General features: G+C 68.0%; 31 protein-coding genes. 2 read left to right on the top strand and 29 right to left on the bottom strand.

What is annotated here, in order from left to right; translation table 11 throughout:
• Positions 1-53 precede the first annotated feature (53 nt).
• The 27 genes from rplO to gdhA all read right to left on the bottom strand — a co-directional run bounded on the left by rplO (position 54) and on the right by gdhA (position 19,638).
• Positions 54-509, bottom strand: a complete 456-nt coding sequence (gene rplO, locus OHB56_RS25475; protein WP_055592174.1) for a 50S ribosomal protein L15 — start codon at positions 507-509, stop codon at positions 54-56.
• Positions 510-511: 2 nt separating this feature from the next.
• Positions 512-694, bottom strand: a complete 183-nt coding sequence (rpmD, locus tag OHB56_RS25470; protein ID WP_042165115.1) for a 50S ribosomal protein L30 — start codon at positions 692-694, stop codon at positions 512-514.
• A 2-nt stretch (positions 695-696) separates the two neighbouring features.
• Positions 697-1,302: a 30S ribosomal protein S5 gene (gene rpsE / locus OHB56_RS25465; protein WP_030221015.1), complete on the bottom strand. Its 606-nt coding sequence runs from the start codon at positions 1,300-1,302 to the stop codon at positions 697-699.
• Positions 1,303-1,343: 41 nt separating this feature from the next.
• Positions 1,344-1,727: a 50S ribosomal protein L18 gene (gene rplR / locus OHB56_RS25460; protein WP_055592173.1), complete on the bottom strand. Its 384-nt coding sequence runs from the start codon at positions 1,725-1,727 to the stop codon at positions 1,344-1,346.
• A gap of 3 nt (positions 1,728-1,730) precedes the next feature.
• Positions 1,731-2,270 (bottom strand): 50S ribosomal protein L6, encoded by a 540-nt coding sequence (gene rplF, locus OHB56_RS25455; protein WP_326754274.1) that lies wholly within the window; start codon positions 2,268-2,270, stop codon positions 1,731-1,733.
• Positions 2,271-2,294: 24 nt separating this feature from the next.
• Positions 2,295-2,693 carry a 30S ribosomal protein S8 gene (rpsH, locus tag OHB56_RS25450; protein WP_055592171.1) on the bottom strand — a complete coding sequence of 133 codons (399 nt, stop codon included), beginning with the start codon at positions 2,691-2,693 and terminating at the stop codon, positions 2,295-2,297.
• A 238-nt stretch (positions 2,694-2,931) separates the two neighbouring features.
• Positions 2,932-3,117 (bottom strand): type Z 30S ribosomal protein S14, encoded by a 186-nt coding sequence (locus tag OHB56_RS25445; RefSeq protein ID WP_003948630.1) that lies wholly within the window; start codon positions 3,115-3,117, stop codon positions 2,932-2,934.
• Positions 3,118-3,122: 5 nt separating this feature from the next.
• On the bottom strand, positions 3,123-3,680 hold the full coding sequence (rplE, locus tag OHB56_RS25440) for a 50S ribosomal protein L5 (RefSeq protein ID WP_055605692.1): 558 nt from the start codon (positions 3,678-3,680) through the stop codon (positions 3,123-3,125).
• Entirely contained in the window at positions 3,680-4,003 is a 324-nt protein-coding gene (gene rplX / locus OHB56_RS25435) for a 50S ribosomal protein L24 (RefSeq protein ID WP_326754273.1), read from the bottom strand. The genes rplE and rplX overlap by 1 nt, the downstream gene beginning before the upstream one ends.
• Before the next feature lie 2 nt (positions 4,004-4,005).
• A complete protein-coding gene (rplN, locus tag OHB56_RS25430) occupies positions 4,006-4,374 on the bottom strand; it encodes a 50S ribosomal protein L14 (RefSeq protein WP_003992364.1) in 369 nt (122 codons plus the stop codon).
• 136 nt (positions 4,375-4,510) lie between these two features.
• Complete coding sequence (gene rpsQ / locus OHB56_RS25425) at positions 4,511-4,798, bottom strand: 30S ribosomal protein S17 (protein WP_326754272.1); 288 nt, start codon at positions 4,796-4,798, stop codon at positions 4,511-4,513.
• Positions 4,798-5,022 (bottom strand): 50S ribosomal protein L29, encoded by a 225-nt coding sequence (gene rpmC / locus OHB56_RS25420; RefSeq protein WP_030831683.1) that lies wholly within the window; start codon positions 5,020-5,022, stop codon positions 4,798-4,800. The genes rpsQ and rpmC overlap by 1 nt, the downstream gene beginning before the upstream one ends.
• A complete protein-coding gene (rplP, locus tag OHB56_RS25415) occupies positions 5,022-5,441 on the bottom strand; it encodes a 50S ribosomal protein L16 (RefSeq protein WP_004927269.1) in 420 nt (139 codons plus the stop codon). The genes rpmC and rplP overlap by 1 nt, the downstream gene beginning before the upstream one ends.
• A 5-nt stretch (positions 5,442-5,446) precedes the next feature.
• Positions 5,447-6,274, bottom strand: coding sequence for a 30S ribosomal protein S3 (gene rpsC, locus OHB56_RS25410; RefSeq protein WP_010986347.1), 828 nt, complete (start codon positions 6,272-6,274; stop codon positions 5,447-5,449).
• On the bottom strand, positions 6,274-6,621 hold the full coding sequence (rplV, locus tag OHB56_RS25405) for a 50S ribosomal protein L22 (protein ID WP_030619142.1): 348 nt from the start codon (positions 6,619-6,621) through the stop codon (positions 6,274-6,276). The genes rpsC and rplV overlap by 1 nt, the downstream gene beginning before the upstream one ends.
• Before the next feature lie 42 nt (positions 6,622-6,663).
• Complete coding sequence (gene rpsS / locus OHB56_RS25400) at positions 6,664-6,945, bottom strand: 30S ribosomal protein S19 (RefSeq protein WP_003948639.1); 282 nt, start codon at positions 6,943-6,945, stop codon at positions 6,664-6,666.
• Positions 6,946-6,957: 12 nt separating this feature from the next.
• Complete coding sequence (gene rplB / locus OHB56_RS25395) at positions 6,958-7,794, bottom strand: 50S ribosomal protein L2 (protein WP_055628342.1); 837 nt, start codon at positions 7,792-7,794, stop codon at positions 6,958-6,960.
• 40 nt (positions 7,795-7,834) lie between these two features.
• Positions 7,835-8,254 (bottom strand): 50S ribosomal protein L23, encoded by a 420-nt coding sequence (rplW, locus tag OHB56_RS25390; RefSeq protein ID WP_326754271.1) that lies wholly within the window; start codon positions 8,252-8,254, stop codon positions 7,835-7,837.
• Complete coding sequence (gene rplD, locus OHB56_RS25385) at positions 8,254-8,913, bottom strand: 50S ribosomal protein L4 (protein WP_055592167.1); 660 nt, start codon at positions 8,911-8,913, stop codon at positions 8,254-8,256. Before rplD ends, rplW begins: the two co-directional genes overlap by 1 nt.
• Positions 8,914-8,921: 8 nt before the next feature.
• Complete coding sequence (rplC, locus tag OHB56_RS25380) at positions 8,922-9,566, bottom strand: 50S ribosomal protein L3 (protein WP_326754270.1); 645 nt, start codon at positions 9,564-9,566, stop codon at positions 8,922-8,924.
• An 18-nt stretch (positions 9,567-9,584) separates the two neighbouring features.
• Positions 9,585-9,893, bottom strand: a complete 309-nt coding sequence (rpsJ, locus tag OHB56_RS25375) for a 30S ribosomal protein S10 (RefSeq protein WP_003948644.1) — start codon at positions 9,891-9,893, stop codon at positions 9,585-9,587.
• 1,296 nt (positions 9,894-11,189) lie between these two features.
• Positions 11,190-11,555 carry a hypothetical protein gene (locus OHB56_RS25370; RefSeq protein ID WP_406355799.1) on the bottom strand — a complete coding sequence of 122 codons (366 nt, stop codon included), beginning with the start codon at positions 11,553-11,555 and terminating at the stop codon, positions 11,190-11,192.
• Positions 11,556-11,590: 35 nt separating this feature from the next.
• Complete coding sequence (locus tag OHB56_RS25365; protein WP_326754268.1) at positions 11,591-12,343, bottom strand: hypothetical protein; 753 nt, start codon at positions 12,341-12,343, stop codon at positions 11,591-11,593.
• Between the two features lie 11 nt (positions 12,344-12,354).
• The gene (locus OHB56_RS25360; RefSeq protein WP_406355798.1) at positions 12,355-16,962 is read right to left on the bottom strand and encodes an RHS repeat-associated core domain-containing protein; all 4,608 of its coding nucleotides are present in this window, start codon (positions 16,960-16,962) and stop codon (positions 12,355-12,357) included.
• A gap of 100 nt (positions 16,963-17,062) precedes the next feature.
• Positions 17,063-17,710: a hypothetical protein gene (locus OHB56_RS25355; RefSeq protein ID WP_326754266.1), complete on the bottom strand. Its 648-nt coding sequence runs from the start codon at positions 17,708-17,710 to the stop codon at positions 17,063-17,065.
• Between the two features lie 103 nt (positions 17,711-17,813).
• A complete protein-coding gene (locus OHB56_RS25350; protein ID WP_326754265.1) occupies positions 17,814-18,146 on the bottom strand; it encodes a cupin domain-containing protein in 333 nt (110 codons plus the stop codon).
• A gap of 133 nt (positions 18,147-18,279) precedes the next feature.
• On the bottom strand, positions 18,280-19,638 hold the full coding sequence (gdhA, locus tag OHB56_RS25345; protein WP_326754264.1) for an NADP-specific glutamate dehydrogenase: 1,359 nt from the start codon (positions 19,636-19,638) through the stop codon (positions 18,280-18,282).
• A 422-nt stretch (positions 19,639-20,060) separates the two neighbouring features.
• On the opposite strand from gdhA, the gene OHB56_RS25340 reads away from it, so the two are divergent.
• Positions 20,061-20,429, top strand: a complete 369-nt coding sequence (locus OHB56_RS25340; protein ID WP_406355795.1) for a PadR family transcriptional regulator — start codon at positions 20,061-20,063, stop codon at positions 20,427-20,429.
• Complete coding sequence (locus OHB56_RS25335; RefSeq protein WP_406355793.1) at positions 20,426-20,812, top strand: hypothetical protein; 387 nt, start codon at positions 20,426-20,428, stop codon at positions 20,810-20,812. Before OHB56_RS25340 ends, OHB56_RS25335 begins: the two co-directional genes overlap by 4 nt.
• Before the next feature lie 67 nt (positions 20,813-20,879).
• On the opposite strand, the gene OHB56_RS25330 is transcribed toward OHB56_RS25335, so the two are convergent.
• Both OHB56_RS25330 and OHB56_RS25325 read right to left on the bottom strand, forming a co-directional pair.
• Positions 20,880-21,539, bottom strand: a complete 660-nt coding sequence (locus OHB56_RS25330; protein ID WP_326754262.1) for a response regulator transcription factor — start codon at positions 21,537-21,539, stop codon at positions 20,880-20,882.
• Positions 21,512-22,801 (bottom strand): sensor histidine kinase, encoded by a 1,290-nt coding sequence (locus OHB56_RS25325; RefSeq protein WP_406355791.1) that lies wholly within the window; start codon positions 22,799-22,801, stop codon positions 21,512-21,514. The genes OHB56_RS25330 and OHB56_RS25325 overlap by 28 nt, the downstream gene beginning before the upstream one ends.
• Positions 22,802-22,907 lie beyond the last annotated feature (106 nt).

Genomic DNA, 22,907 nt, shown 5'->3' with positions numbered 1-22,907 from the left:
ATGTGGGGTATCCCCGGTCGGGATCGCTCAAGTCATCAGCACGCCTGAGTAATTCAGACGAGCTCGGTGACGGTACCGCCGGCGGCGGTGATCTTCTCCTTGGCGGAGCCGGAGACGGCGTCGACCGTCACCTGCAGCGCCACGGAGATCTCGCCCTGGCCGAGGACCTTGACGAGGCTGTTCTTGCGAACGGCACCCTTGGCCACCAGACCCTCGACGGTGACCTCGCCACCCTCGGGGTAGAGCGCGGCCAGCTTGTCGAGGTTCACGACCTGGAACTCGATCTTGAACGGGTTCTTGAAGCCCTTCAGCTTCGGGAGACGCATGTGAAGGGGCATCTGGCCACCCTCGAAGCGCTCCGGAACCTGGTAACGGGCCTTGGTGCCCTTCGTACCACGACCGGCCGTCTTACCCTTGGACGCCTCACCGCGACCCACACGGGTCTTCTCGGTCTTGGCGCCCGGGGCGGGACGGAGGTTGTGGATCTTGAGCGGGTTCTGCTCCGCCATGATCAGTCGACCTCCTCGACCGTCACGAGGTGGCGGACGGTGTGCACCATTCCGCGGAACTCGGGGCGGTCCTCCTTGACGACCACGTCGTTGAGCCTCTTCAGGCCCAGCGAACGCAGGGTGTCACGGTGGTTCTGCTTGCTGCCGATGTAGGACTTGACCTGCGTAATCCTGAGCTGCGCCATGATTACGCACCCGCCCCGGCACGCGCACGAAGGAGAGCCGCGGGGGCGACGTCCTCGAGCGGCAGACCACGGCGGGCCGCGACCTCCTCGGGACGCTGCAGGCCCTTGAGGGCCGCCACGGTCGCGTGCACGATGTTGATCTGGTTGTCGGAGCCGAGCGACTTCGACAGGATGTCGTGGATACCGGCGCACTCGAGCACGGCACGCACCGGACCACCGGCGATCACGCCGGTACCCGGGGACGCGGGCTTGAGCAGCACGACGCCGGCAGCCTTCTCACCCTGGATCGGGTGCGGGATGGTGCCCTGGATGCGGGGGACCTTGAAGAAGTGCTTCTTGGCCTCCTCCACACCCTTGGCGATGGCGGCCGGCACCTCCTTGGCCTTGCCGTATCCGACGCCCACGGTGCCGTCACCGTCGCCCACCACGACCAGCGCGGTGAAGCTGAAGCGACGACCACCCTTCACAACCTTGGCGACACGGTTGATCGCGACGACGCGCTCAACGTATGCGGTCTTCTCGGCGGCAGCTGCGCCACCGTCACGGCCCTTCCGGTCCCGCCGCTCGCCGCCACCGGCACCGCCACCGCGGCGCTGGGGTCCAGCCATTGGAATTACCTCTCTCTGTTTCCGCTAGCTACGGAACCGACTCAGAACTTGAGTCCGGCTTCGCGGGCGGCGTCCGCCAGGGCGGCGATGCGCCCCGCGTACTGGTTGCCACCGCGGTCGAATACGACAGCCTCGACTCCGGCGGCCTTGGCGCGCTCCGCGACCAGGGCACCGACCTGCTTGGCCTGCGAGGACTTGTCGGCCTCGCCACCGCGGATCGATGCGTCCAGCGTGGACGCCGAAGCCAGCGTGTGGCCCTTCAGGTCGTCGATCACCTGCGCCACGATGTGACGGTTGGAGCGGGTCACGACCAGGCGAGGACGCTCGGCGGTACCAGAGACGTTCTTGCGGATCCGGATGTGACGACGCTTGATAGCAGCACGCTTGTAGGCGTCGCCCTTGAGGATCTTCTGCCCGTATGCCATGGCTTACTTACCCGCCTTTCCGACCTTGCGCCGGATGACTTCGCCCTCGTACTTGACGCCCTTGGCCTTGTACGGGTCGGGCTTGCGCAGCTTGCGGATGTTCGCCGCAACCTCGCCGACCTTCTGCTTGTCGATGCCCTCGACCGAGAAACGGGTCGCGGACTCCACCTTGAAGGTGATGCCCTCGGGGGCCTCGACCAGAATCGGGTGGCTGTAACCGAGAGAGAACTCCAGGTTCGAACCCTTGGCGAGCACGCGGTAACCGACACCGCTGATCTCGAGCTTCTTCACGTAACCCTGGGTCACGCCGGTGATCATGTTCGCCACCAGCGTGCGGGACAGGCCGTGGAGGGCCTTGTTCTGACGCTCGTCGTTGGGGCGGGTGACGCTCAGCACGCCGTCCTCGCCCTTGGCGATCTCGATCGGCGCCACGACGGTGTGGGTCAGCGTGCCCTTCGGGCCCTTGACCTCGACCGTGTGGCCGTCGATGGTGACGTCCACGCCGGCGGGAACCGCGATGGGGAGCTTGCCGATGCGCGACATAGCTGTTTCCTCCGTTCCCTTCTGCTACCAGACGTAGGCGAGGACTTCCCCACCCACGCCCTTCTTGCCGGCCTGCTTGTCGGTGAGGAGCCCGTGCGACGTGGAAATGATCGCCACGCCGAGGCCGCCCAGCACCTTCGGCAGGGAGGTGGACTTCGCGTACACCCGGAGACCGGGCTTGGAGATCCGCTTGATGCCCGCGATGGAGCGCTCACGGTTGGGGCCGAACTTCAGCTCGAGAACGAGGTTCTTGCCGACCTCGGCGTCCTCGGTCTTCCAGCCCGTGATGAAGCCCTCCTGCTGGAGGATCTCCGCGATGTGAGACTTGATCTTGGATGCCGGCATCGTCACAGAGTCGTGGTACGCCGAGTTCGCGTTCCGCAGACGAGTCAGCATGTCTGCGATCGGATCAGTCATGGTCATGAATTGGCCTTCGGCCTCTCTCGCCGTGGTTTCCTGGTGCGCCATCCCTCTCCCCGATCCGAGACGGGACGGGTGCGGCGCGGTGGACCTACGGCGTAGTAAGCAAACATTAGCGGGCAGAGCCCGCGTGCGTCCGGGCACGGCAGGTGCCCAACCCCGCAAGCCTAAGCCATGCGGAGCAGGCCTCCTGCCGTTCCCCTTGCTTACCGAGAGCCCTGGGAGTCCGGAACTGGCCGGATTACCAGGAACTCTTGGTCACGCCCGGCAGCTCGCCACGGTGAGCCATCTCACGAAGGCACACGCGGCACAGGCCGAACTTGCGGTACACGGAGTGCGGACGACCGCAGCGCTGGCAGCGGGTGTAGCCGCGCACTCCGAACTTGGGCTTGCGAGCAGCCTTCGCGATGAGAGCCTTCTTCGCCATCTCGCTCACGCCTCCTTGAACGGGAAGCCGAGGTGACGGAGAAGGGCACGGCCCTCTTCGTCGTTGGTCGCCGTGGTGACCACGGTGATGTCCATACCCCGGACACGGTCGATCTTGTCCTGGTCGATCTCGTGGAACATGACCTGCTCCGTGAGACCGAAGGTGTAGTTGCCACGGCCGTCGAACTGCTTGGGGGACAGACCACGGAAGTCGCGGATGCGCGGCAGCGCGAGCGACAGGGTGCGGTCCAGGAACTCCCACATGCGGTCGCCACGGAGGGTGACGTGGGCACCGATCGGCTGACCCTCACGCAGCTTGAACTGCGCGATGGACTTGCGGGCCTTGGTGACGGCCGGCTTCTGACCGGTGATCGTGGTGAGGTCGCGCACGGCGCCGTCCATCAACTTCGAGTCGCGGGCGGCGTCGCCCACACCCATGTTGACCACGATCTTGACGAGGCCGGGAACCTGCATGACGTTCTCGTAGGAGAACTCCTCACGCAGCTTGCCCGCGATCTCCTCGCGGTACTTCGTCTTCAGACGCGGAGTGGTGGTGGTCGTCATCAGATGTCCTCGCCCGTCCGCTTGGCAACGCGGATCTTGTTGCCCTCGTCGTCGAAGCGGTAACCGACGCGCGTGACGACCTTCTGGCCGTCCTTCTCCACGACCAGCTGGACGTTGGAGACGTGGACCGGGGCCTCGGTGGTCACGATCCCGCCGGCCTGCGAACCGCGGGCGGTCGGGGCGGCCTTGGTGTGCTTCTTGACCCGGTTGACGCCCTCGACCAGGACACGGTCCTCGCTCGGGTAAGCGGCAATGACCTTGCCCTGCTTGCCCTTGTCCTTGCCGGTGACGACCTGGACCAGGTCACCCTTCTTGATCTTCATGCTCACAGCACCTCCGGCGCGAGGGAGATGATCTTCATGAACTTCTTCTCGCGCAGCTCTCGGCCGACCGGGCCGAAGATACGGGTGCCACGGGGGTCGCCGTCGTTCTTCAGAATGACGGCGGCGTTCTCGTCGAAGCGGATGTACGAGCCGTCCGGACGGCGGCGCTCCTTGACGGTGCGAACGATGACCGCCTTGATGACGTCACCCTTCTTCACGTTGCCACCGGGGATCGCGTCCTTGACGGTGGCGACGATCACGTCACCGATGCCCGCGTAGCGGCGACCGGAGCCACCGAGCACACGGATGCAAAGGATTTCCTTCGCTCCCGTGTTGTCGGCGACGCGCAGTCGCGACTCCTGCTGGATCACGTCTATCTCCTGTTTGTCTGCCGGTTCCCCGGGGGCCGCTCATCTGCTTGAGCGAACGGCCCCCGGAGCCTGGCGGAACTGTCCTGCGGGGGGTGCCTCGCAGGCGTACTTGTCGGAATTCCCTTGCGGGAATTACCTACTTGGCCTTCTCGAGGACCTCGACGATGCGCCAGCGCTTGGTCGCGGACATCGGCCGGGTCTCCATCAGGAGGACACGGTCGCCGACGCCGGCCGAGTTCTGCTCGTCGTGGGCCTGGAGCTTGCTCGTGCTGCGGATGACCTTCCCGTACAGCGCGTGCTTCTTGCGGTCCTCGACGGCGACGACGACGGTCTTGTCCATCTTGTCGCTGACGACGATGCCCTCGCGGGTCTTGCGGAAGCTTCGGGCCTCGGTGTTCGTCTCAGTCACGTTGTTCTCGCTCATCAGGCGTTCTCCACCGTTTCGATGCCCAGCTCGCGCTCGCGCATCAGGGTGTAGATCCGCGCGATGTCCTTGCGGACGGCCTTCAGCCGACCGTGGTTCTCGAGCTGTCCGGTCGCCGCCTGGAAGCGGAGGTTGAACAGCTCTTCCTTGGCTTCGCGGAGCTTCGCCAGAAGCTCCTCGTCACCCAGTTCGCGCAGCTCGGACGCCTTGGTACCGGCCGACATCACGCTTCACCTGCCTCGCGCTTGACGATCCGGCACTTCATCGGCAGCTTGTGGGCCGCACGAGTCAGCGCCTCACGGGCGATCTTCTCGTTGGGGTAGGACAGCTCGAACATGACCCGACCCGGGTGCACGTTCGCGATCCACCACTCCGGAGAACCCTTACCGGAACCCATGCGGGTCTCGGCAGGCTTCTTCGTCAGGGGACGGTCCGGGTAGATGTTGATCCAGACCTTGCCGCCACGCTTGATGTGGCGGGTCATGGCGATACGGGCCGCCTCGATCTGGCGGTTGGTCACGTACGCCGGCGTGAGGGCCTGAATGCCGTACTCGCCGAACGCGACCGTCGTACCGCCCTTGGCCTGACCACGGCGCTTCGGGTGGTGCTGCTTGCGGTGCTTGACCCTACGGGGGATCAGCATGTCGGTCAGGCCTCCGTTCCGGTGCTCTCAGCCGGAGCGGCAGCCGGAGCCTCGGCCTTGGGGGCCTCGGCAGCGGGAGCCTGCTGCGGCTTGCGACCGCGACCGCCACGCTCGCCACCGCGGCCACCACGGGCCGGGCGGTCAGCGCCACCACGGGCCGGGCGGTTGCCGGCGCGGGCAGCGGCGTTCTCGGCGCGGACCTCGGCGATGTTCTTGACGTCGCCCTTGTAGATCCAGACCTTCACACCGATGCGGCCGAAGGTCGTCTTGGCCTCGAAGAAGCCGTAGTCCACGTTCGCGCGGAGCGTGTGCAGGGGCACACGGCCCTCGCGGTAGAACTCCGAGCGGGACATCTCGGCGCCGCCGAGGCGGCCACCGCACTGGATCTTGATGCCCTTGGCGCCGGCCTTCATCGCCGACTGCATGCTCTTGCGCATGGCACGGCGGAAGGAGACGCGGGAGGAGAGCTGCTCGGCAACGGCCTGGGCAACCAGCTGAGCGTCGGTCTCGGGGTTCTTGACCTCGAGGATGTTCAGCTGGACCTGCTTGCCCGTGAGCTTCTCGAGGTCGCCGCGGATGCGGTCGGCCTCGGCGCCACGGCGGCCGATGACGATGCCCGGACGCGCGGTGTGGATGTCCACCCGCACACGGTCACGGGTGCGCTCGATCTCCACCTTCGAGATGCCGGCGCGCTCCATGCCGGACGTCATCATCCGACGGATGGCGACGTCTTCCTTGACGTAGTCCTTGTACAGCTTGTCGGCGTACCAGCGCGACTTGAAGTCGGTGGTGATGCCGAGCCGGAACCCATGCGGGTTAACCTTCTGGCCCATTACCGGGTTCCTTCCTTGCTGCTGACGACCACGGTGATGTGGCTGGTCCGCTTGCGGATCCGGTAGGCGCGGCCCTGGGCACGCGGCCGGAACCGCTTAAGGGTCGGGCCCTCGTCGACGTACGCCTCGGAGATGACGAGGCTGTCGGCGTCGGTGTGGTCGTAGTTGTGCGCGGCGTTGGCAATGGCGCTGTCCAGCACCTTGCCGACCGGCACGCTCGCGGCCTGCGGGGCGAAACGCAGGACCGCCTGAGCCTCCGTGGCATCCATGCCACGGATAAGGTCCACCACTCGGCGGGCCTTCATGGGCGTAACGCGGATGTACCGCGCCTGGGCCCTGGCTTCCATGGTTGTCCTTCCAGTGTCTGTCATGGTCATTCCACCCCGCATTTAGCGGCGCTTCGACTTCCGGTCGTCCTTGACGTGACCCCGGAAGGTGCGCGTCGGCGAGAACTCGCCGAGCTTGTGGCCGACCATCGACTCGGTGACAAACACCGGAATGTGGGTCTTGCCGTTGTGCACCGCGATCGTGTGGCCGAGCATGGCCGGGACGATCATCGAGCGACGGGACCAGGTCTTGATGACGTTCTTGGTGCCGGCTTCGTTCTGGACATCCACCTTCTTGATCAGGTGGTCGTCGACGAAGGGCCCCTTCTTGAGACTACGCGGCATCTAAACCCGCTCCTAGCGCTTCTTGTTCGTCTTGCGGCGGCGGACGATGTACTTGTTCGACGCCTTCTTGGGCGAACGAGTACGGCCTTCCTTCTGACCCCACGGGGACACCGGGTGGCGACCACCGGAGGTACGGCCCTCACCACCACCGTGCGGGTGGTCAACCGGGTTCATGACCACACCACGCACGGTCGGGCGGACGCCCAGCCAGCGCTTGCGCCCGGCCTTGCCCCAGTTGATGTTGCTCTGCTCGGCGTTGCCGACCTCGCCGACGGTGGCGCGGCAGCGGGCGTCGACCAGGCGGATCTCGCCGGACGGCATGCGCAGGTGGGCCATGGTGCCCTCCTTCGCGAGCAGCTGCACCGAGGCGCCGGCGGAGCGGGCGAACTTGGCGCCGCCGCCGGGACGCAGCTCGATGGCGTGCAGCGTCGTACCGACCGGGATGTTGCGCAGGGCGAGGTTGTTGCCCGGCTTGATGTCGGCCCCGGGACCGTTCTCGACGCGGTCGCCCTGCTGCAGGTTGCGCGGGGCGAGGATGTAGCGCTTCTCGCCGTCGGCGTAGTGCAGCAGCGCGATGCGCGCGGTGCGGTTGGGGTCGTACTCGATGTGCGCGACCTTCGCCGGCACGCCGTCCTTGTCGTGACGACGGAAGTCGATCACGCGGTAGGCGCGCTTGTGTCCGCCACCCTGGTGGCGAACGGTCACACGACCTGAGTTGTTACGGCCGCCCTTGCTGTGCAGGGGACGGACCAGCGACTTCTCCGGCGTGGACCGCGTGACCTCGACGAAGTCGGCGACGCTGGAGCCACGACGGCCCGGCGTAGTCGGCTTGTACTTGCGGATTCCCATTTCTCAGTCCTCGTCCGATTCCGGACGATCCGAACCTCCGTCAGGAGGTCGGACCGCCGAAGATGTCGATACGGTCGCCCTCGGCAAGGGTCACGATCGCGCGCTTGGTGCCCGCGCGCTGGCCGAAGCCGGTGCGGGTGCGCTTGCGCTTGCCCTGGCGGTTGATCGTGTTGACCCCGGTGACCTTGACCGAGAAGACCGCCTGCACGGCCTCCTTGATCTCCGTCTTGTTGGAGCCCGGAGCGACGATGAACGTGTACTTGTTCTCGTCGATGAGCGCGTAGCTCTTCTCCGACACGACCGGCTTGATCAGGACGTCACGGGGGTCCGTGTACGCCTTGCTCGCCGGGGTGACGACGGTGTTCTTGCCCTCGGTGGCGTGGCGGTGCGCCTTGGCGACGCGCGCGGCCTTGGCCTTCTTCGCCGCCTTGGAGGCGATGGAGGGGTGACGGACTGCCATCAGACCTCGCTCCCTTCGTTGTCGTTGGCCTTGTTCGGGCCGGCGACGAAGGACTCGAAAGCGGTCTTGGTGAAGACCACGTCGTCCGAGACGAGAACGTCGTACGTGTTCAGCTGGCCCGGCTCCAGGATGTGGACCTGGGGCAGGTTGCGGGCGGAGAGCCACGCGGCCTCGTCGGCGCGGTCGACGACCAGGAGCAGGTGCTTGCGCTCCGAGATCTTGCCGAACAGCGTCTTGGCTGCCTTCGTGGAGGGGTTCTCGCCCTCGATCACGCCGGTGACGACGTGAATGCGGTCGTGGCGGGCCCGGTCGGTGAGGGCGTGGCGCAGGGCCGCGGCCTTCATCTTCTTCGGGGTCCGCTGCGAGTAGTCGCGCGGCTGCGGGCCGTGGACGATGCCACCGCCGGCGAACTGCGGCGCACGGGTCGAGCCCTGACGGGCGCGGCCGGTGCCCTTCTGGCGGTACGGCTTCTTGCCGCCACCACGGACTTCACCGCGACGCTTGGTCTTGTGCGTGCCCTGGCGGGCAGCGGCGTTCTGCGCGACGACGACCTGGTGGATCAGCGGGATGCTGATCTTCTCCACGCCGAAGATCTCCGCGGGGAGCTCGACGCTTCCGGTCTTCTCGCCGGCAGGCGAAAGGATGTCAACAGTGCTCATCGGTTACCTCAGGCCCCCTTGGCCGCGGTGCGGACCAGGACGAGGCCGCCGTTCGGACCGGGAACCGCGCCCTTGATGAGCAGCAGACCCTTCTCCGCGTCAACGGCGTGGACGGTCAGGTTCTGGGTGGTGACCCGCTCGTTGCCCATGCGGCCCGCCATGCGCTGGCCCTTGAACACACGACCCGGGGTGGCGCAGCCGCCGATGGAACCGGGCATGCGGTGCACGCGCTTGGCACCGTGCGAGGAGTTGTTGCCCTTGAAGTTGTGGCGCTTCATGACGCCACTGAAGCCCTTGCCCTTGCTCTTCGCGGTGACGTCGACCTTCACGCCGGCCTCGAACACCTCGGCAGTGACTTCCTGGCCCAGCGTGTACTCGGAGGCGTCCGCGGTGCGGATCTCGACGAGGTGACGACGGGGGGTGACGTCGGCCTTGGCGAAGTGGCCCTTGAGGGGCTTGTTCACCTTGCGCGGGTCGATCTCACCGAACGCGATCTGGACGGACTCGTAGCCGTCGGCGTCGTTCGTACGGACCTGGGTGACGACATTGGGCCCGGCCTTGAGGACGGTGACGGGAACAACGCGGTTGTTCTCGTCCCACACCTGCGTCATGCCGAGCTTCTCGCCCAGGATGCCCTTGATCTGCTTGGTCATCTCTCAGATCACCGGCCCTCAGAGCTTGATCTCGATGTCGACACCGGCCGGGAGGTCGAGTCGCATCAGGGAGTCAACGGTCTTGGGGGTCGGGTCGAGGATGTCGATGAGGCGCTTGTGCGTGCGCATCTCGAAGTGCTCGCGCGAGTCCTTGTACTTGTGCGGCGACTTGATGACGCAGTACACGTTCTTCTCAGTGGGAAGCGGCACCGGGCCCGCGACCGACGCACCAGTACGCGTCACCGTCTCGACGATCTTCTTCGCCGAGGAGTCGATGACCTCGTGGTCGTAGGCCTTGAGCCGGATGCGGATCTTCTGTCCCGCCATGGCTACTTCGTAGTCCTGTCTCTAGTAACGCTCTGGAACCCGATGGTTTGCCCGCTCTGTCACTCACCCTCCCCTCCTCCGACCCACGCGGTCGGGCGTGTCGCGCTCCCGTCGACATGAATGTCCCTTGTCGGAACTTCCCTGCATGGGAGTGCGGGCCCTTCCGGAACCGCGGGCGGGGGCGAGAGGCCCACCGGGCGCCTGGTCTGCACCCCGCTGACACTTCCCGGAAGATTCCCGTACGTCCGCCCCTACATCTCTCGATGTAATGCATGGGACGACGAGTACTGTGGGACTCGCTTCCGGTCCCCCCGACGGGAGGCGCGCAGCATCGGCACTCGACCGAGCAACCCCGCTAGTCTGCCACAGCGGGCAGCGGCCTGGCCAATCGGGCCGGAGAGAATACCCCGGGGGTGACGGGGGTCAAACCACAGCCGCCGAGTACCGGCTGCTGGGAGGCACCGCACCCGGACGACACGTCACGCGTCAGAAGCCCCATGGCTCGGGATGCGGCGTGAGAGCCCGGTCCTCCGACCAGATCAGGCGGGCCTCCAGGTCGGCGCCCAAGATCTCCTGAACGAATCCGGCGGGTCCGCAAGGCCCCCGGCGCGCGGCCCGCGGATCAGCTTCCGGTGTGCGTACTCCTCCAGGGACAGGGTCCGGAAGTCCCCCAGGCTCGGCATCAAGCGGTGGGCCGCGAGAGGCCCGCGAGAGCGGTCAGCCGTCATCACGCCGTCCAGACCGCGCCAGGCCCCGGCGCACCGGTGGCGAGCTCACCCTCGACCCGGCGGCCGATGCTGCGCGGTTCCCGCCGTAGCCGGGCGAGAAGGGTGCGCACCCATTCCCGAGGCATCGGGGCTGATACAGGCCGCCGTCACCGGGTCGTCACGCCGAAAGCAGTTGCAGGGAAGCCCTGTCTCCGGGTCGAAGTACCGCTCGGGAAAGTCGAAGTACCGCTCGGGAAAACGGAGCGGCGTATGAGCCGTCGCGCTCGTACCGGACACGGTGAGGCCCCAGAGCGTGGCGTCCGAGCGCCAGGCGAAGGCGCCGCCCCCGGAGGCGAGCCCGGTCGGGGTACCGACGAGGTCGGTGACGATGGCGAAGAATTGTTCAACGGACCACTCGCGTATGTGAGGCAGCCGTGGGAGCACGGAACCGGGATCAATCGCCTCGTGGGCCGCTCCGGGGGAGTCCCGGTGGACGGGATGGCGTCGGGCGGCCGAGGACATGATCGTCCCCTGCCGCTCCGTCGGTCCGGACCGGCGCCGACTCCCCCCTCTCCAGCCGGCCCCAGGGTCATTCCTCGTCAATCGTGGAGTTCTCGTCCCACGGGCACTCCCGCATCACGTCCCACCGCGTCCACGGGAGCCGGGCACGCCAGTCCGCACGCTCCGCCGCCCATCCGAGCAGCACGGGCTCGACGATCTCGCTCCCCCCTTGGTCGGACGGCACATCGACCCCAGCGCGGTAGTGCGCGGCAGCGCTTCCGTCCCGGTACTCGATCTCGACGGTCAGATCGTCGTTGAGCCGGACTTGAAGGTAATGCTCCCCTGATTCCGAAGGGCGAACGTCAAGTCTCTCCAGGACGAGGAAACGGCGACGCAGGTTGAGTCCGGCATACAGGCGCTGAATCTGCTGTTCCGAGGGGTCTTCCCAGCTCACACCGTCTTCATCGGTGACGCGTAGCCGAGCGCCACTCATCGCAGGGAGTTTTCGGCGAAGGAAAGCAGGGCAGCGGACTCGATATCGCGAGGTTCACCGCCGCCGGAAGTTCCCTGGAGGGTCAGAGCATCTCGCCGCGCATCCCATTCCACGTGGTAGATCTCTCCCCGGAAGTTTTCATAACGAACAAAACTTCCCTGGGCTCCTTCCAGGAGCTCGAGCTCTCGATACAACGTCGACGTTGCGGCCAGGATCCCGCCGGGTTCCTCAGTTCCCGCCTTGGTCACGGTATTGTTCCACCACATCCTCAAGAAGGGATTCGGCCCCCTGTCGAGATCTGCCGGGTTGAGGAACTTGATAAAACTCTTCCGCGCGTCGTCACCGAAGTAGCGCGCGGGTTCGGCGAACTCGCACTCATAGCCGGGGAACACCGCCCACGTGGCCTTCTGCAGCTCTGGCTGCTGGACTTCGTGGTACCGGTGAATTCCGGGACGCGCGGCCGCAACGACCTCAAACCCTCGGCCGGGGTGACGGAACCCGGGCAACGTGCTCAGCGGCACACCGTCGGTGAGCAGTCTCGAACTGTTTTCCCGCGCTGCGACGAGCAGTGCGCCTACGAGTTCCTGATCGTAGGTGTCCCGAGCGTTCACCTGGAAGAGGTGCTCCCCATCCGGACTCAGGGCTGCCGCGAAGTCCAGTCCCGGCGCCGGCGACCAGTGCCAGGCATCCGGGACCCCCTCGAACACAGTAACTCCGGGAAATCCCGAAATGACATCGGCCGGATTCATGCAAGCCTCCCCTAAGCGCCCCTGCACTTGTAATTGGTTCCAGTATCCTGACGATATTCAGGTGCTTTCGCCCCGTCACGGCCATTGTCCGCCCGACTCATGGGCTCCATATCGGTCGTGTCATTGTACCAAGCCTCACGTGTTGCATAATCAGTGTTATATCCGACGCTATTCCAGTGCTCAACAACACGAGGATTGTGATCGTAGGTGAGAACCTTCGAATCCGCATCCACTATTTCTCCGGCACTGTTGCGCCACGTGAGCTGATCCCTGGGTATTCTTTGCCTGGTCTTCGGGTCAATGGGCCATCCCCCCGCATTACGGCCTTCGTCCGTGAATCGGGTGACCATGTCCTCATGCGTCGAGTCCCAGTAAGTGTGCGGATACTCCGAAGAACGGTTGTGCCGGGTCTCAGGGGCATCCGGGTCCTTCGCATACTGGCCCTTTTTGTTACGCATGCGCGCGAGGCCGAGCGGGTCGATGAAGAACAACGGGTTGGGAACGTACCCGTAGTGGTTCGGCTGCGGAGCCAGACCAAGAGGGTCAGGTGTGAGGTAGCGACCGTTTTCCGGGTCGTAGTACCGGGCGAAGTTGTAGTGCCAACCGGTCTCGGCATCGGCGTACTGGCCGGGGAAGCGCAAAGGACAGTCGACTTCACCACTGGTGACTCCCCCGTCGAGGTCCCGTTCCGGGTCCCGCCCCCACAACTCGGACCTACGGTGCCATACCAACGCGCCTTCCTCATCGACGAGTTCTGTCGGGGCTCCCACGTTGTCCGTGACCACGCCGTGGAACCGGACACCGCCCGCCTCCTGATGGATCTGCGTCAGCGGGCGATAGGTGCCGGAGAAGTAGTCCCAGGAGGTTGTTCTCCCCTCACCGTCGATCTGCTCGGCTACGCGGTTGCCGTCCCACGTGAACCGGGTCTCCTCGGCCACCTCCCCCTGGGGTCCGACACGGACCTTGGCGCAGCGACGTCCAGTGGGGTCGTACCGGTAGCTCCAGCGCTCCCCCTCCGGTGTGAGCACCGCGGTGAGCCGGTCCTGGGCATCCCAGGTGAAGGCGGACACCCGTTTCTGCCCGTTGAGGAGCCTCTTCACTGTGCGGACGGGCCGCCCCTGCCCGTCGTACTCGTACCGTGTGCGCCCCGAGCGCAGCAGCCGGTTGCCCAGGTACTCCCGTGCCACCGGGCTGTCGCCGGAACCGGGCGTCACCGACTGCTCGAGGTTTCCCAGCTCGTCATACGCATAGCTCTCGGTCCGGTCGCGCCCCCGCACCGCTGTGACCTGACCGACGATGTCGAGTTCGAAGGTCCGGCTGCCCGTGGTGAGTTCGCTGATTCCGGACAGCACTCCGTCCGCCCGGTGCGTGTACGCACGTTCCTGGAGGAGGGTGCGTCCGCCATGGGAGTCGAAACCGTGCAAGCGCTGCTCGGCGAGGCGCCCCCGGTGGTCCCACGCATGAGTGAGCTCGGCGAAGCCTCCCCATGCCCTCGTTCTCTCCCGGCCGAGCGCGTCGAAGGCGAAGGTCACCGTGCGACCGGCCGAATCGAGGGTCGTCGGACGGCCGATGGCGTCATAGGTCCAGGTGGAGACGATTCCGCCAGGCGTGCGCCGCTCGGTTCGGCGACCCATGATGTCGTAGGAGTAGCTGGTCTCAGCACCGTCGAGCACCTCGCGGACGAGGCGCCCGGCAACGTCGTACGCGCACTCCAGAGTGCTGTCGTCGCATTCGGCGTGGCGGAGTCGACCGACCGGGTCGAATGTGTAGCGGCTGAGCCGGTCGCCGGCTTGTTGCGCGACGACTCGACCCATCTCGTCCCTGGTGAGGGTGGTCACCTCACCGGCGCCGTTCGTGCTGCCGACGAGTCGTCCGGCGCTGTCGTACGCGTAGGTGAGCGTGCGTCCTTCGAAGTCCGTCTCCGCCACCAGGCGATTCAGCGGGTCGTAGCCGTACTCCCAGATCCGACCCTGAGAGTTGGTCACCCCGGTGAGGTTCAGCTCCGTGTCGTAGGTGAACCAGTGCTCGCGGCCGTTGCCGTCAGTGCGGGCGACCGGCTGACGGAAGTGCGCGGTCCTGACCGAGGACCGGCTGCCCGTCAGGTCCAGGTGGGCGAGGAGGTTGCCCTCCCCGTCCCACTCCCAGCTCTCCCTGCCGCCGTCCGTGGTGACGCGCCAGGCCGGATACCCCTCGACGGTCCAGCCCATCCGCTCGACGCCGCCCTCAGCGTCGACGACGGCGATGACACGTCCGAAGGCGTCTCGTTCGGCACGGGTGGTGTGCCCGAGGGCGTCGGCGTGTCCGACCGGGAGGCCGGCCGCATTGCATTCCGTGCGGCTCACGTGCCCGAGGGCATCGGTCACAGCCGTCGGTCGTCCCTGTTCGTCGTAGCTGTAGCGGCGAGAGCTGCCTGTGGGGTCCGTGATCTCCAGGCGGTTGCCGCGCGCGTCGAAGGACTGTTCCCAGACGGCGCCGTCCGCCTCGACCACTCGGACCGGCAGATCCAGATGGTTGTATTGCGCCGTGGTGCGATGGCCGTCGGGGCGGGTGACCGACACCAGATTGCCGCGTTCGTCGTAGTCGTAGGTGGTGGTACGGCCCAGCGCATCGGTGCGGGACACCGGCCTGTCGTACCGGTCCCACGCGGTGCGGACGCTACGGCCCAGGGCATCGACGACTTCGGTTCGCTGGAGGAGTTCGTTGTATCGGTGAATCGTCGTACGGCCGAGCGAATTGGTGTAGTGGGTTTCCCGGTCTTCCGTGTCATACGTGATCGTGCAGCTGAGGATGCCGTCGACGCCCTCCCCTCGTATGCACCGGTCCAAGCCGTCGTAGGTGTATCGGAACCAGGACCCGTTTCGGTCGGTCCAGGACGTGATCCGTGCCCGGGAGTCGTAGGTCATCCGGAACGGCAGGTCGCTGGAGTTGCGAACCTCGCTCAGGTTGCCGTCACCGTCATAGCCGTACCGGAGCAGGGTCACTCCATCGGGGCCGGCTTCCGGATCCCGCAGCCTCAAGCGAACGACACGTCCGTCATCCGTGTCGACGTGCACGTGATACCCGCCGGAGTGACGGACGGCCACAGGCGTGCCGTAATCATCCCGGTCGATGACGATGCGGTGTCCGTTGCGGTCCGAGAGGGAGGCGAGAGGGAGCGTGAATACCTCAGCGGGGGCAGGAGGACGGGGAGCCGCGGCGAAATACCGGCTCAGGCCCGTGGCCGGGTCGGTGATCCGCAGAGGGGCGCCGGCCCTGCCGTCCCAGTCGAGGGGCCAACGAGGCCCCTCCAGAGGCAACGTGGATCTACCGGGCGCGGGAACCGGATAGAAGAGCACCATCCCGTCTTCCGAAGCGAAAATTGCACCTTCGCTGTCCAGTTCCAGGCGCTCGTCCAGCGTGGACGCCCAAGAGGGTCCGAACGACTGTCCCGAGGCATACGTCGAAAGGTGGGTCCGACGAAGAATCAGCGGGAGGAGACCCGGCAGCTCCACGTCGGTGTGCTCCATGAGCATCTCGCCGGACACCAAGTCGATCGGATCACCGCCCTTGCAGCGACCGCCCGTCGGCTTGCCCTTGCCGACGGCGTCATCGGCCTCGCGTCGCAGTCCCTTCCCCAGCCCCTTGGCCATGCCTTTGAGGCCCATCTTCCCGAGGCCCTTCGCCCCCTTCGCCAACGCTCCAAGGGTGGTCAGGCCTTTCATTCCGGGTATGCAGTCCAGCGCCGCCAGGCCCACATCCCATAGCGACGCCTGTCCCTTGGAGTATTTGTAGAGCGTGTCCGCGAGGACGACGAGGGCCGCGATCAGGACGATCGCGCCCAGGATCGGGCCGCCGATGATCAGGGCGACGATGCCGACGACCGCGACGACGACCTTGCAGGCGGCGACGATGGTGTCCCAGTTGTCGGTGAACCAGTCACCGATCTCCCCCCACACCGACCGGTTCTGGATACCGGCGTCCGAGGCCTCGTCGATCTTGCCCTTGGCCTCGCGGGCGGCCTCCTCGCGCATCTTCCGCGCGTCGGCGGCCATCTTCTTCGCCGCGGCCAGCGCGTCCTGCGCGTCCGAGACGTCCGCGCGGGCCGAGGTCTCGGCGGACTTCGCGTTGCGCACGTCCCTCGTCGCGGCCCGCACCTTGGCCTCGTCCGGCTTGTCCGCGTCCGACTTGCTGCCGGTGGGGTCGTCCTTGTACTGGTCGGCCTCCTTCGCCGCCCGGCCCACCCACGACTCCGCCGACGACAGACGGGACTGGGCTGTTGTGAGGTCCGCGCGGGCCTCGCGGGCCTTGGCCAGCGCCCGATCCGCCAGCGCCTGGGCCCGCTCCAGCTTCGGCCAGTAGGCGGCGAGCGCGTCGCCGCACATCCCGTAGGACTTCTCCAGCTTCCGCAGGTTCTTCGGGACGCCGGAGAACTCCTCCTTGAAGACGGTGGCCGACTTGCCGGCCCACTCCGCCAGCGTGCTCTCGCCGGCCATGCCCTTCACCAGGCGCAGGGCCTCGGAGACGTCGTCGGCGAAGTCGTGCAGGACCTTGGCGAGTCTGCGCACCCGCTCCGGGTCGCCGGGGGTGGGGTCCTTGTCCAGGTCAAGGGCATGCCAGTCCGTCGGCCTGTGGCCCGCCATTCCGCAACCCCCGTCACGCGCACATCATCAACCACCGTATGCACACGTGAACTTACAAGGCACAGCAGTTCGAGGGAAAGGTCAGGTCGGGACGCGCGGCTCAGTCGGTGAAGCGGAACGTCGACGTGATCGCGTCGAAGATGTCGAAGAAGGAGTCCGCGAGGTCGAGGACCTGGCTGCTGCCGGCCACCAGGGCGACCTTGCCCTCCTGGCCGGGGACCGGGATGAAGGTCTGCGTCAGCACCGCGCGGACGGTGCGGTGGAGTTCGTCGCCGGGTACGGGGATGTCCTCGATGCCGTACGTCCGTGCCGCCGGGCCGACGCCCGGGATGTCGACGGTGGTCACCTTGCGCCAGGAGTCGCCCGGCTTCCCGGCTTCCTTGACGGCGAGTTGGGCGGCGATGGCGGCCGGGTCGGTGGGGAGCGGGTCGCCCCCGCTCGTACGGCCGCCGACCAGGGACACCGTCACCGAGCCGGTGATCGGGGTGTCCCCGCCGAAGCTCTCGGCCATGCAGCCGCAGTACAGCGCGCCCGACTTCCAGGCGTCCGCGGCGGCCTTCCGCAGGAACGTGGTGTACGTGTCCCGGTGCGGTTCCAACTCCGGGTGCTGACGCAGGCGTTCAGTGACCATCCGGTGGATCGAGTCGTCCCGCGACTCCGGCCGGACGTCGAACTCCCACCAGGACTCCGGCACCTTGATCCGGAAACCGCCGCGCTCGACGGTCAGCGCCTCCATGTAGCGGGCCATGACGCCGCCCTTCCCCGTTCACGGTTCGATCGCCTGCGCCGACATCGTCCCATTGTTCGGTGCGACCTCGTGGCGGGGAGGGTCCGGTCCTCGGTCTCGTCCCTCAGGTCTGCTTGGCGACGGTGAGGAGTACGGCCGCGTCCTCCAGGGCCTCCAGGGCGTGCCGGGCCGGCGGGATGATGATCAGGTCGCCGTCTCTGCCCTCCCACGCGGTGTCGCCGCTGGTGAGGCGGACCCGGCCGCGCAGCACCAGCAGGGTCGCCTCGCCGGGGTTCTCGTGCTCGGCGAGGGAGGTGCCGGAGGTCAGCGCGAGGAGGGTCTGGCGCAGGGTGTGCTCGTGGCCGCCGTAGACCGTGCTCGCGCTGCGGCCGGTGGAGGAGGCGGCGGCGCGTTCCAGGTGCTCGCGGGCGAGGGCGTCGAGGGAGAGCTTCTGCATGGGTCCGAGTCTCCACGGCCGGGTCGTGCGGGCGCCAGGGCCATGTGGGGTAGTCCCCCGCCGAGCGGGCTGGGGCCGGGCCCGAGCGGGGGAAGGGCCGGCGCCTCCCCCCGCCGGTGACGGTCCGGCACCGTCAGATGACGCCCTGTGCCAGCACCGCGTCCGCGACCCGCTCGAAGCCGGCGATGTTGGCGCCCGTGACGTAGTCGCCGGGGGAGCCGTAGCGCTCTGCGGTCTCGGCGCACGTGTTGTGGATGTCGGTCATGATGCGGGCCAGCTCGTTCTCGACCTGGTCGGCCTTCCACGTCGTACGCGACGCGTTCTGCGTCATCTCCAGGGCGCTGACCGCGACCCCTCCCGCGTTCGCCGCCTTGCCGGGGCCGAAGGCGACTCCGGCCTGCTGGAGGAGCTGCACGGCCTTCGGTGTCGTGGGCATGTTCGCGCCCTCCGAGACGGCCTTCACACCGTTGCGGATGAGCGTGGCGGCCGCGTCCTCGTCCAGCTCGTTCTGCGTGGCCGACGGCAGGGCGAGGTCGGCCGGGACCTCCCAGACCCGCCCGCCGGGCACGAACCGCGCGGAGGAGCCGCGCCGCTCGGCGTACGTGCTCACCCGGCCGCGCTCGACCTCCTTGATCTGGCAGAGCAGCTCCAGGTCGATGCCCTTCTCGTCGACGACGTAGCCGCTGGAGTCGGAGCAGGTCACCGGGTTGGCGCCGAGGGCGATCAGCTTCTGGATGGTGTAGAGCGCGACGTTCCCGGAGCCGGAGACGACCGCGGTCTGGCCCTCGAGGTCCTCGCCGCGCTCGTGCAGCATCGCCTCGGCGAACAGCACGTTGCCGTACCCGGTCGCCTCCGGCCGGATCAGCGAGCCGCCCCAGCCGGCGCGCTTGCCGGTCAGGACGCCGCCCTCCCAGCGGTTGGTGATCCGCCGGTACTGGCCGAACAGGTAGCCGATCTCGCGCGAGCCGACGCCGATGTCACCCGCGGGCACGTCGGTGTACTCGCCGATGTGCCGGTACAGCTCCGTCATGAAGGACTGGCAGAAGCGCATGACCTCCGCGTCGCTGCGGCCCTGCGGGTCGAAGTCGCTGCCGCCCTTGCCGCCGCCGATGCCGAGCCCGGTCAGCGCGTTCTTGAAGACCTGCTCGAAGCCGAGGAACTTGATGATCCCCAGGTTCACGGAGGGGTGGAAGCGCAGGCCGCCCTTGTACGGGCCCAGGGCGCTGTTGTATTCGATCCGGAAGCCGCGGTTGACGTGGACGCAGCCCTGGTCGTCCTGCCACGGCACCCGGAAGATGATCTGCCGCTCCGGCTCGATCAGCCGCTCGACGAGCCCCGGGTCCCGGTACTCGGAGCGCGCCGCAAGCGCCGGCCCGAGGCTGTCCAGCACCTCACGTGCGGCCTGGTGGAACTCGTGTTCCGCCGGATTGCGGCGGACGATTTCGGCGTGCAGGTGGGCGAGTGCTGTGCTGCGGTCGGGTCGTGAGGTCACGGGGTCCCTTTCTGGCGCGGCTGACACCGGAACGGGCCCGGTGATGGGCGCGCGGCGCCATTGCCTCGCGCAGGACGGCGACCGCCAGGGGGCTTCTCCGTACAGCAGTCGACCCTTCAGTGTTACTCATGTGTAAAGCGGAAGGCCAAGGATCTGACACGACTGTCCGCCATTCGAGACCCTTCGTACGGAACCCGGGACAGCTGACCGGGTCCGGGTACCCCCGTTGCCGCACCTGCCCACACCGCCCGCATCACTCCCTGGGCCGGCGGTCACCGGCCTCCGGCCTGAGCGTCCGGCGATCAGCGGGCCCGGCGCCCACGCCCTGGCGGCTCGCGTCCCATGACCTCGCTCTGCGCGTACTCGCGACACTCGACTATTCCGAATTTCAGACTAGTCGTGATCGTAGGGAGGGTCGATGCATGGGCGACATCCAGCCCGCATGGCTCCGCGCCGTCCTGCCGCTGTGCCTTCTGGCCACGCTGGAGCGCGGAGAGAGTTACGGGTACGCGCTGCTCCGACAGCTCGAGGAATCGGGACTCGGCACGGTCAAGGGAGCCGTGCTGTACCCGGCACTGACGCGGCTCGCCGACGACGGTGCGGTCGAGGTCCGATGGGCCCCGGGAGAGGGCGGCCCCGGCCGGAAGTACTACCGGCTGACCGATGCGGGACGGGAGCGGCTGGCACGGGAACGCCGGGCATGGCAGGGCTTCCGCACGGCGGTCGACACGGTGGCGGCGGACACGGCCGGCCCCGCCGGCACAGCTCATGAACAGGAGAAAAACCGATGACGAAGACCGCCGCCGGTACCCGCCCGGGTCACAGCGACCGGGACACCTGGGCCGACAAGCTGGAACGGGAACTCGCCCTCGTGCACAGCGTGCCGCGCGAGCTGGTGAATCGTGTGCCGGCGGAGGTTGCCGAGGCAGTCACCGAGACGGAACAGCCGGCGGAGGAACTCTTCGGCCCCGCCGAAGAGTACGCCGCCGTGGTGGCCGCCGGCGCCGTCACAGCGCATCCGGGTTCGCGCCCCCGGTCCGCGCGGACGACGAGGAGAGCCGGAGGCAAGCGGTACCGCGGTGGAGAGCTGTCAGGTCGGATCAGCGAGCTCACTCGTCGGCTCGCGCAGCGCGTACCGACGGCCGCCTCGGCCCACTCCCGGTCCACCCGGTGACGGCACGGGGCGGACAGCCCGGTGTCACGGGCCGGTCGCCGGATACGGATACTCGCGGTACGCCCCGTCAGGCCCGCAGATATGCCAGGACCGCCAGCACCCTGCGGTGGGTCTCGGTCGCCGGGGGCAGGTCGAGCTTGGCGAGGATGCTGCCGATGTGCTTGCCCACGGCCGCCTCGGAGACGACGAGTTCGCGGGCGATGGCGCCGTTGGACCTGCCCTCCGCGATCAGGGCCAGCACCTCGCGCTCACGCGGGCTGAGCCGCTCCAGGGGGTCCCGGCGGCGGCGCAGCAACTGGCGTACCACCTCCGGGTCGACGACCGTGCCGCCGTCCGCGACCTCGGCCAGCGCGTCGACGAACTCCTCGACCTGGCCGACGCGGTCCTTCAGCAGGTAGCCGACGCCCGTGCCGTCACCGGAGTCCAGCAGTTCGGCGGCGTAGGCCCGCTGGACGTACTGGCTGAGGACGAGGACGGGCAGGGTGGGGCGCCGCTCCCGCAGCCGCACCGCCGCGTGCAGGCCCTCGTCCTGGAAGCCGGGCGGCATGCGGACGTCCGTCACGACGATGTCCGGGGTGTGCTCCTCCACGGCCCCGATCAGCGCCTCCGCGTCGCCCACCGCCGCCACGACCTCGTGTCCGCAGCGGCCGAGCAGGCCGATCAGACCGTCCCGCAGCAGCACGCTGTCCTCGGCCAGTACTACGCGAAGCGTTCGGTCCACTCGCAAGGAATCTCCACGCGCAACAGGGTCGGTCCACCCGGCGGACTGGACAGGGAGAGTTTGCCACCCAGGACGGACACCCGGTCGGCGAGCCCGGTCAGCCCGCTGCCCTCCCCGGCCTCGGCGCCGCCCCGGCCGTCGTCGCGGATCTCCAGGAACAGCCGGCCGTCACGGTGCCCGCCGGTCACCTCCGCACGCTCGGCGCCACTGTGCCTGGCCGTGTTGGCGAGGGCCTCGCAGACCACGAAGTAGGCGGCGGCCTCGACCGCTCGGGGCAGCCGCCCGGACAGCTCCAGACGGACGTCGACGGGGACGACGGACCGGTCGGCGGCGTCGTCGACGGCCGCCTTGAGGCCGTAGTCGGCGAGCACCTGGGGATGAATGCCGCGGATCAGCTCGCGCAACTCCTCCAGCGCCTTTCCCGCCTCCCCGTGGGCCTTGGCCAGTTGGTCGGCGAGGGGGCCTGGCGGTGCGTCCAGGCGGGCCAGGCCGAGGGCCATCGTCAGGGCGACGAGGCGCTGTTGGGCGCCGTCGTGCAGGTCGCGTTCGATCCGGCGCCGTTCGGCTTCGAAGGCGTCCACCAACCGCACGCGGGACCGGGTGAGTTCGACGACCCTGGCGCCCAGGTCACCGTCGCGCGGGGCGACGAGGACGCGGGCCAGCTCGGCACGCGCGCCCGCCGCCAGCCCCAGCGCGTAGGCGCCCAGGGCGAGGAGCAGCAGTCCCAGCACCGCCGTGCCGAACGCGGTCGGCCAGGTGGTGACCGTCCACTGCTTGAGCACCTTCGCCTCCTCGCCCTCGCCGACGGTGGCCATCAGCAGCGGGGTGGCGACCGTGGAGAGCGGCAGGGCCAGGGCGGTGGTGACGACGAGGGCGTCCACCGGCCAGAGCAGACCGGCGAACAGCACGGCGTAGCCGAGCTCCCGCCAGGTCGCCCGCTCCCGCAGCCGGGTGGTCAGCCAGGCCCATGGGCCCGCGGCGGTGGGCTGTCGGTGCCGGCCGGGTGCGGGGTCGCGGTCGACCAGGCGCAGCCGGTGCCGTTCCACCTGGGCGACGGGGATGCCCGCGAGGGCGGTGAGGACCAGCAGCGGCAGGCCCACCACCACGACGGCGAGAACACCGCCGGCGGCCGCCGCGGCCACGATCCCCACCAGGGTCACGGCACCGACCACCGCCCCGGTCACCAGGTAGGCGGCCGCGCGCCACGGCCACGCCGACAGCAGGAAGCCGGGGGCGGACATGGCCTGCCACACGTTCCGAGGGTGCATGCGGGCCACCGTAGAACCGCCGCGTACGGCGGGGCCATCGGTCCAGGGCGCCTCCCCGGGGTAGGGCCGGCCCTACCCCGGTTCTCGCCTCTGCCGCACTGCGCCG

This window comes from Streptomyces sp. NBC_01635, from assembly GCF_045209715.1.
In the GTDB taxonomy this organism is placed as follows: Bacteria; Actinomycetota; Actinomycetes; order Streptomycetales; family Streptomycetaceae; genus Streptomyces; species Streptomyces hirsutus.
The sequence above is the reverse complement of the archived record's forward strand: the minus strand, read 5'-3'. Positions and strand labels throughout refer to the sequence as shown.

Excerpts from the sequence above, each read along its gene's own strand:
- OHB56_RS25365 (WP_326754268.1), bottom strand. The coding sequence starts at position 12,343 with ATGAATCCGGCCGATGTCATTTCGGGATTTCCCGGAGTTACTGTGTTC.
- rplE (WP_055605692.1), bottom strand. The coding sequence starts at position 3,680 with ATGACGACCACCACCACTCCGCGTCTGAAGACGAAGTACCGCGAGGAG.
- rplC (WP_326754270.1), bottom strand. The coding sequence starts at position 9,566 with ATGACCAAGCAGATCAAGGGCATCCTGGGCGAGAAGCTCGGCATGACG.
- rplR (WP_055592173.1), bottom strand. The coding sequence starts at position 1,727 with ATGGCATACGGGCAGAAGATCCTCAAGGGCGACGCCTACAAGCGTGCT.
- OHB56_RS25360 (WP_406355798.1), bottom strand. The coding sequence starts at position 16,962 with ATGGCGGGCCACAGGCCGACGGACTGGCATGCCCTTGACCTGGACAAG.
- rplW (WP_326754271.1), bottom strand. The coding sequence starts at position 8,254 with ATGGCAGTCCGTCACCCCTCCATCGCCTCCAAGGCGGCGAAGAAGGCC.
- rplO (WP_055592174.1), bottom strand. The coding sequence starts at position 509 with ATGGCGGAGCAGAACCCGCTCAAGATCCACAACCTCCGTCCCGCCCCG.
- OHB56_RS25355 (WP_326754266.1), bottom strand. The coding sequence starts at position 17,710 with ATGGCCCGCTACATGGAGGCGCTGACCGTCGAGCGCGGCGGTTTCCGG.
- rplD (WP_055592167.1), bottom strand. The coding sequence starts at position 8,913 with ATGAGCACTGTTGACATCCTTTCGCCTGCCGGCGAGAAGACCGGAAGC.
- rpsE (WP_030221015.1), bottom strand. The coding sequence starts at position 1,302 with ATGGCTGGACCCCAGCGCCGCGGTGGCGGTGCCGGTGGCGGCGAGCGG.
- rpsJ (WP_003948644.1), bottom strand. The coding sequence starts at position 9,893 with ATGGCGGGACAGAAGATCCGCATCCGGCTCAAGGCCTACGACCACGAG.
- rplF (WP_326754274.1), bottom strand. The coding sequence starts at position 2,270 with ATGTCGCGCATCGGCAAGCTCCCCATCGCGGTTCCCGCCGGCGTGGAC.
- OHB56_RS25350 (WP_326754265.1), bottom strand. The coding sequence starts at position 18,146 with ATGCAGAAGCTCTCCCTCGACGCCCTCGCCCGCGAGCACCTGGAACGC.
- rpmD (WP_042165115.1), bottom strand. The coding sequence starts at position 694 with ATGGCGCAGCTCAGGATTACGCAGGTCAAGTCCTACATCGGCAGCAAG.
- OHB56_RS25325 (WP_406355791.1), bottom strand. The coding sequence starts at position 22,801 with ATGCACCCTCGGAACGTGTGGCAGGCCATGTCCGCCCCCGGCTTCCTG.
- rplP (WP_004927269.1), bottom strand. The coding sequence starts at position 5,441 with ATGCTGATCCCCCGTAGGGTCAAGCACCGCAAGCAGCACCACCCGAAG.
- rpmC (WP_030831683.1), bottom strand. The coding sequence starts at position 5,022 with ATGTCGGCCGGTACCAAGGCGTCCGAGCTGCGCGAACTGGGTGACGAG.
- rpsQ (WP_326754272.1), bottom strand. The coding sequence starts at position 4,798 with ATGAGCGAGAACAACGTGACTGAGACGAACACCGAGGCCCGAAGCTTC.
- OHB56_RS25335 (WP_406355793.1), top strand. The coding sequence starts at position 20,426 with ATGACGAAGACCGCCGCCGGTACCCGCCCGGGTCACAGCGACCGGGAC.
- rpsH (WP_055592171.1), bottom strand. The coding sequence starts at position 2,693 with ATGACCATGACTGATCCGATCGCAGACATGCTGACTCGTCTGCGGAAC.
- rpsC (WP_010986347.1), bottom strand. The coding sequence starts at position 6,274 with ATGGGCCAGAAGGTTAACCCGCATGGGTTCCGGCTCGGCATCACCACC.
- rpsS (WP_003948639.1), bottom strand. The coding sequence starts at position 6,945 with ATGCCGCGTAGTCTCAAGAAGGGGCCCTTCGTCGACGACCACCTGATC.
- OHB56_RS25340 (WP_406355795.1), top strand. The coding sequence starts at position 20,061 with ATGGGCGACATCCAGCCCGCATGGCTCCGCGCCGTCCTGCCGCTGTGC.
- rplB (WP_055628342.1), bottom strand. The coding sequence starts at position 7,794 with ATGGGAATCCGCAAGTACAAGCCGACTACGCCGGGCCGTCGTGGCTCC.
- rplV (WP_030619142.1), bottom strand. The coding sequence starts at position 6,621 with ATGGAAGCCAGGGCCCAGGCGCGGTACATCCGCGTTACGCCCATGAAG.
- rplX (WP_326754273.1), bottom strand. The coding sequence starts at position 4,003 with ATGAAGATCAAGAAGGGTGACCTGGTCCAGGTCGTCACCGGCAAGGAC.
- OHB56_RS25445 (WP_003948630.1), bottom strand. The coding sequence starts at position 3,117 with ATGGCGAAGAAGGCTCTCATCGCGAAGGCTGCTCGCAAGCCCAAGTTC.